4 protein-coding genes are annotated in these 7,470 nt (G+C 33.9%); 2 read left to right on the top strand and 2 right to left on the bottom strand.

Annotated features, from left to right (window positions below; genetic code table 11):
* Positions 1-111: 111 nt before the first annotated feature.
* Both Xsto_RS19565 and Xsto_RS19560 read left to right on the top strand, forming a co-directional pair.
* Positions 112-465, top strand: a complete 354-nt coding sequence (locus Xsto_RS19565) for a tRNA-binding protein (RefSeq protein WP_099111649.1) — start codon at positions 112-114, stop codon at positions 463-465.
* A gap of 17 nt (positions 466-482) precedes the next feature.
* Complete coding sequence (locus tag Xsto_RS19560) at positions 483-884, top strand: VOC family protein (RefSeq protein WP_099111648.1); 402 nt, start codon at positions 483-485, stop codon at positions 882-884.
* 63 nt (positions 885-947) lie between these two features.
* Here Xsto_RS19560 and Xsto_RS19555 read toward each other — a convergent pair whose 3' ends face one another.
* Both Xsto_RS19555 and Xsto_RS19550 read right to left on the bottom strand, forming a co-directional pair.
* Complete coding sequence (locus Xsto_RS19555; RefSeq protein WP_099126162.1) at positions 948-5,327, bottom strand: hemagglutinin repeat-containing protein; 4,380 nt, start codon at positions 5,325-5,327, stop codon at positions 948-950.
* An 86-nt stretch (positions 5,328-5,413) separates the two neighbouring features.
* Positions 5,414-7,117: a ShlB/FhaC/HecB family hemolysin secretion/activation protein gene (locus Xsto_RS19550; RefSeq protein ID WP_244590466.1), complete on the bottom strand. Its 1,704-nt coding sequence runs from the start codon at positions 7,115-7,117 to the stop codon at positions 5,414-5,416.
* Positions 7,118-7,470 lie beyond the last annotated feature (353 nt).

Raw genomic sequence — 7,470 nt, 5'->3', positions numbered from 1 at the left:
AAAAATAATAACTCGGCAAATTCAACAAAATAGTGAGTTATAACGGGAGCCTAGCGCATTATTTGAGTAATTTATTTTTCTATTTAACCTATTATTAATAGATATACAGTTATGCAAAATTCAGAAAATTATCTCACAGATATATCCACTTTTATGGCTCTCGATATCCGCGTTGGCAAAATAATCAAAGCTGAAAAAAATGAAAAAGCCATCAAACCTGCTTATAAACTGTATATCGATTTTGGTCGCGAAATAGGTGAAAAACAGAGTTCGGCACAATTGTGCCAAAACTATACGGAAGCACAATTAATCGGCAGGCAAGTCCTGGCTGTTATAAACTTTCCACCGAGAAAAGTAGCCGGGTTTAAATCGGAAGTTTTGGTTCTGGCTGCCGTTTGTGATAATGAAGGCACTGTACTCATCCAACCAGATAAAAATGTGACCTTAGGGACACGGATGCTGTAATTTAAAATAGGAATATTATGAGAACACAAAAAAGATGTATGGGTTATGTTGCCATTGTTATTGATGATTATGATAAAGCAATTGATTACTACACCAATAAACTGGGGTTTACTCTGGTCGAAGACACTCCACAACCGGGTAAAAGATGGGTTGTTGTGACACCAAATCCTGAAAGTGACTGCAATCTATTGTTGGCAAGAGCATCTAATGAAAAGCAGGAAGCTTTTATTGGCAACCAGTGTGGAGGAAGGGTATTTTTGTTCCTGCAAACTGACGATTTCTGGCGCGATTACCATAAAATGAAAGAAAATGGCGTTCATTTTTGCGAAGAGCCACGACAAGAAGAATATGGCTTGGTTGTTGTATTTGAAGATATTTATGGCAACCGATGGGATTTATATCAGAACGCGATTGTTTAAAATATAAAAAAATCCACCTGTTAAACAGGTGGATTCCTATTTGATAGGATAACGTTCAATTTTTTATACCCCATAATCCTTTTGATTACCTAACTGTTGACCGCATCCAATTACTTCAGTCACTGTTTTTTTAGGCATATTATTATCTATATTCTCGATCATTTTATCCTTTACCGTCACATTACAATTCGACATCTTCTGAGTGTATTCGTTGATTTTACTAGGAAGTATTGCATTTTTCTTATTATGATAATGCCTCTCTGTATATGGAATTTTCCCATGAGCAATATCAGAAATTGCACCTGGTAAACTTAATAAAAACGCAAGAGGAGACCCAGGTAATTTCACAGAGATTTTATCTCCTTTACTATGAGTAATTATTTCATGATTTACCAACTCTTTGGTATTCAATATAACTGGCTCATCAGTACTTTCAATCTTCGCTCCAGTCAGATTGGTTTTACCTGATACATCTAAATTAACCCCATTTCTGGCAGAAATTCCTGATTGGTTAGTCAAACCTGTATCATCATGTGTTTCGTAATTAAAATTAAACTTGGTTTTTATACCCGATGCGATACTTTTAATGATATTAACCACTCCCATAAAATCGGATGGTTGATTATCATTAAAGAGTGTACCACTATTAAACCCGCCTCCAGCTTCTAGATCTATTTTACTCCCATTAGCCGTATTTTGAGCCGTTTCAATATTAAGATTACCGCCTACTTTCCCTCCCATTTTATCCGCTACAATATTAGCGCCTTTAATAGTCGTATCTTTTTTACTTGTTAATGTTACATTTTCACCAGAAATCTGGCTATTATGATTGATAACATCTCTTTCATAACCATTACCAAATTTACCATAAGCCTTTGCCTCAATTTGAGCTAATTGAGAACCATTCATTACTGCTTCCCCACCTACATTAGCCCCAATGAGGAAATGACTTTTATTTATACTGTCCTGAGCAGAGGTAACCATGATATCACCTCGTTCTGCTTTAAGATTTATATGTTTGCCAGAGACATTTGTCCCCTGCAAAGACAAATTATTTCCAGAAACCAAGTTAACTCCCTGTTTTCCCCTAATATTACTACTTTTTGCTGTTACAGTAGTGTCATCATTTACAGAATATTCTGCTGCTGCACTTCCTGCTCCCATATTGACAACTCCTGTCGGCAAATTGACGCCTACCCCAACACCAAGACCAACCCCATATTGGGTTTTAGTTTTCTTATGAGTATTATTTGCCTGATTAATATTGATATTATTCCCTGCCTGTATGGTTGTTTCTCCATCTTCTGAATTAAACGATGATCCCTGATATTTAATATCATGGCGTGCCTGAATATTAATATCTTTATGTGCTTTGAAATCACTGACAATAGCATCTGAATTAGATTCATAATTCCGAGACGTTTTCCCTTGCCCTTTAGCTTTAACAGTAAGATCCTGAGAGAAAAGCGCTAAGCCGGCTTGTATATTGGCATTACCTGATGAATCAAAAACATCTTTTTCATTTTTATTAAATGCGGCTTCATTAATATGGTTGTTAGCTTTTAATTCTATTCCTCCATTAGCTGACTGATATTGCGTTCCCTGATCATATACATCCTCTTTGGCATTTATGATAATGTCGTTGTTGGCTTTAATTGAAGTGACATTAGCATTTGTTTTAGTATTACTCTCTGTATGATTACCTCCTTTGGCGAAAACATTAGCACCAACATTAGGTGAATAATTCTTCATACTCAAAGAGAGATCAACTCCTCCTCCAATATTAAAATTTCCTGAGGAAGTACTATCACTACTTTCCGCTGCTCTATTTGCTATGCTATTAGCACTCACCTCATAATTACCAGCAACATTATGCTGAGTTCCCTCTTGTTCTAGTTTATTTCGTGCGTTTAATTTCAGATCTCCCGCGATATCCGTTTTTGAAACGACAGCTTTTTTATTCTCATGAGATTTATTATTGCTACTATGATTAACTCCACCGCCAATACTTATTCCATTGCTTCCTTTAGAGAAAAACACACCAATACCTGTTGAAGAATGAGATTCTCTTTGGGCTGCCAAATCATTTGAAGCAAGGAAAGAGATATTGTCAGCTGATATATTAGCATTCCCATTTCTCGTATCTATATCTGAACCCACAACTGTAACATCTTTACCTGCATTAATTGTGATATTTCCTCCATCCAATACAGATCGTTTTTGTGTTACATTCTCTTTTTCTTTATCATCACTGCTATACTTAATAGCCAAATTTTTTGTAATGGTTTTTTTATCATCTTCATTAGAGGATTGAGCTATATTCCCTGCCTCAAGCAATGAATTTTCTTTCTGTTTATTATATTTCTCTCCATAAGAAGAAATATTTATATTATCGCCTGCATCAATATTCAAATCATCAGAACTTTTTAATATACTATCAACTACATCAATATTTTTGCCACTAGATAACTTTAAATTTGCATTAGATTTAACCTGACTGCGTACTGCCTCTTCTTTTTTTTCTTTTTCTTTATTAGAATCCTTAGTAATATTAAAAACAGTTCCATGGCGCTCATCAATAATATTTTTATGATAATTAACCGCATTATCAATGAGTAAATCACCATTTTTAGATTGGAAATATCCACCTTTTTCAGCTTCAACATTACTGCCAGTAATTTTAATTCCATCATTTCCTACAAGCAATACATGCCCATCAGCTGTAATATCAGATGATTGATTTATTTTATTTTCAATATAATTATTTTTATTTTTTCCTCCGGCAATCCCTCCCCAATAAGTTCTATTATCATCATCAATAACTTTATCACCATAAGATTGAGATATTATCTGGGTTTTTTTACCTGCTTTTATAATAAGGTTGTTTCCGGCATGCGCCTTAGAACCTGAAATTTTAATATCACCATTGGCTTCTATGCCAAGATCATTATCAGCATTTAGTTCACTTCTAATCTGTTTTTGAGTAAAATGTCCTTTTTCTTTTAGCCCTGTATCTAGTGAACTCGACTCCAATCTGTGATATTGCTGATTATCCATTTGTTCAGTTTCTATCAAGCCATCTATTATGACATTACGTTTAGATGATAATGACAGATTATTACCTGCGTCAATCTTGCTCCCATCAATTCTTATATCTTCTCCAGTCGAAGTTAATTTTATATTATTATTTGCCCTTAAATTATTTCCCTCCTGTTGAGTTTTATCATGAGTATTTTTTTTATTACTCTTCCATAAGAACTTCCATTGCTCTTGAAAGTCCTCCGAATGTTGATTAATTGCCTGTCCACCTAAATCAAGTTTACTACCAGTTAAATTAATATTTTCACCAGAAATATCTGTTCCTTTAATTTCATTATTTTTGTTAGCATTTAATGTAATATTTCTACCTTCTAATTTGGTTCGATGAAGGATTTGGGACCTCTTCTCGCTGCTAGCACTATTCCCGTTAAAAAAATTACCTCCTGATTTTTCCTTTTTCAAATATACTTCATCCAAAGCTCCCTGAGATGTAATATTTTCACCTTTTAAGGTGAGGTCACCTCCTTTTAATCTGGCACCTTCCAGTTTTAATCCGCCTTTAGATTCAACATTAATATTATCATCAGCAGTTATCTCCCCCTGTAAATTAACACCACTCCCTTTATCTGTACTTAATAACCGGATACGACCAGCCTGCATACTGCCTAAATAGTAGCTATCAAGTAAACCCACTGTTGCTTTTTTTGAATCCAATACTCGACCATCAACAGATATTTTATTCAGACCTGTAATAATATTAATATCTTGGCTGGTACTAATTTTGCCACGACTATCAATTTTAGGGGAAAAAAGATTTATGATAGAGTCATGAACCAGCCCTCCTTTACCAATTTTCAGGGCATTTGTATTATCGAGGGTATTAAATCCCTGTAAAGTACCTTTTTCAACTAATGGATTTCCGACCACTAGCGATAACTGATTGGTATTAATGAACCCACATCCATCACAAGTAATACCGTTAGGGTTTGCCAATATATAATCTGCAGCCATACCAAAAACTTCCTGCTTACCCAACAGTAAAGATGGATTGCGGCTAATTACCTCATTTAAAATAATTGTTGCCGAATTGCCATGCAGATTACTATTACCAGATAACTCTCCAGCTAATTGAGATTCACCTCCATTTGTCGAATTATTAAAAACCGCCCCTTTTTCCGAAACATTAAAATCATCATATTGGTTATGTGATAATCCAGATTCAGAAGGAGCAACAATATTAACGACATCTGCGCCGGATTTAGATTGTGTAACATCTGGTCGGTGTGAGGCATCACCTCCAGCCACTATTCCATTGGAAAAACTACTTGAGCTAAAAAGCATAACAATTGCCATTGATACAGCAAGCCGACCAGATGACGATAATTTAAACCTTTTTTCTTTCATTTAATTACTCCTATACATCTAGTTATTACTGTGTGTAAAAATATGGCCAAACATATGACCAAATTGAAACAGTGGCAGCTCTGCAATTAAAAACCATAAGAAATACGCACTAATATCTGTATGGGATTATTAAGTTTCTCGTACTGCCTAGGAAAAACTTTCCCACTACCTACTTGAATATCGGCAAACAACTGTTTATAACTCAGTGAAAACCCAGCACTCATTCCTACAGCATTTATCCATTCATATTTATATTCATATTTATTTTTATTTTCATAAGTTTTAGTTTGCCCTAAATCACCACCTATATTTAAAACTAAATAACCTTGAGGAATAGCTATAGGAAGCGGGTAGGATAACGTATTTCTTAAATACCACCCATTGTCATCACATAAAAAACTCTCGTTAAATCCTCTGATACTATTTTTATCAGTAATACTGAAACACTCCATAGCTGGTAAAGGATCACGGCTATACTGCATGCTAAGTTGACTATTTAATAAATAAGATGAATCAAATAATTTAAATTTATTTTGCAAATTTATTGACATCAATCCTTTAATAAATCTTTTGTCCATAGCTGTTTGCGGATTAAACCATGGCACACCTTTATCAATACCTACATCAATAGAAAAAAATCCTGTTGGAATAACTTGAAAATGATTTAAATTAAGAGAAACAAGACTGATAGATTCACTATTTACTATAATTTTCTCATCATTTAAATAGTTATCTCCTTTTTTATATATAAATTGTGTCCTCAGTGTATCTATTTGTGTCTGGTTGCGGCGAAATGCCCAGTCAGCACGAACTCCTGATTGTTGGGCATCACCATGTATATTTAAAAACCTAGACTTTCTATAATTTGATTTTTGTTGATGATGATATTTAGAACCAACATAAAATGTGCTAAATGTTGACTGTCCATATGGCAATGAATAAAGAAATATATAAGATCGATTATATTTACTTTGGCCTTTTTTCAAAGTAGAGCTTCCACTAAGGCTTACAAAATCAGATAACCCCAGCGGGCTATCAAAACTCGTGTTTACTCTTCCTACCCATTTCCCTGTATTTTTTTGTCCATAATTATCTGTTGTTAAAGAAACTTTCCACGGAGAACTATGTTTATTATTCAGAAAAATAATAGATCCTCCATTAATTGTACCAGGCAAAATATCCAACGTTGTTTTATTTGATTGTAAACGATTTGCCTGATCTAGCCCTTGGTCAAGTTGATGTATATTCAATGGCATATTCTTCAGACCAGGAAAAAGAGTCTGACTATTTACCCATCGACTTCCTCCCCTAATATCTTCGATAAACCCTTCTATAACATGAATTCCTAATTTTTTCTCATAATCAGGAGGAACCAATTTTACTCTGGCTGTAACATATCCTTTCTGGACATAAAGGTTTATAATTTCAGATGTTAATCTATTGATATTATTACTGGTAATACAATTATTAGAAATTGCACTTAATGTTTTTAAGTCCGATGATGATAATAATGATATCCCTTGAAGATAAACCCCACTAATTGGCAGGCATTTTTTATCACCTTTCAGATTTGCGAGTGATTCTTTTGTAGAATATCGCCTTGAACGGTTAATCATCTCCTGATGCCGCCTTTCTTCAATCAACCTGTTTATCTCTCTTTCGCTATTCCGTAAATTATTACTCCCTTCGTTCACAGTTGGTGAAGGCAAACTTTCATTAAAATTTACCGGAGATGCTATTGTTAATGGAATATATAATATTAATAATATTCCTATGTTTTTTATAATCATAAAACACCAATCATAAAATTTTCATTAATATAATAATTAACCTTGCAAGATTTTCAGGGAGATTAATTAATATAAAATTTATCACTCACATATTGCCATATCCCTACAGGCAGAATACAAACACTTCATAAACACGAATAAAAAACAAACATCGCCAAGTCATTTAATAAAATCACATTCACAAAATCTTTAATCATCACCATGTGAAATATAAAAATAAAACAAATTAATTATTTTTAGTCATATATATAAACTAACCTGAGCTTCGCTTAAGAAGGGAACTAAAGTGCCTGAGGCACGATCAAAGTTTTTGCTAAAGAAAACAAAATCGTGGAGATCCTCAGGCATGTATA

The organism is Xenorhabdus stockiae (assembly GCF_002632825.1).
Taxonomy (GTDB): Bacteria; Pseudomonadota; Gammaproteobacteria; order Enterobacterales; family Enterobacteriaceae; genus Xenorhabdus; species Xenorhabdus stockiae.
Note: the sequence above shows the minus strand (reverse complement) of the source record. Positions and strands in the feature narration are given on the sequence as shown.

Excerpts from the sequence above, each read along its gene's own strand:
- Xsto_RS19560 (WP_099111648.1), top strand. The coding sequence starts at position 483 with ATGAGAACACAAAAAAGATGTATGGGTTATGTTGCCATTGTTATTGAT.
- Xsto_RS19555 (WP_099126162.1), bottom strand. The coding sequence starts at position 5,327 with ATGAAAGAAAAAAGGTTTAAATTATCGTCATCTGGTCGGCTTGCTGTA.
- Xsto_RS19550 (WP_244590466.1), bottom strand. The coding sequence starts at position 7,117 with ATGATTATAAAAAACATAGGAATATTATTAATATTATATATTCCATTA.
- Xsto_RS19565 (WP_099111649.1), top strand. The coding sequence starts at position 112 with ATGCAAAATTCAGAAAATTATCTCACAGATATATCCACTTTTATGGCT.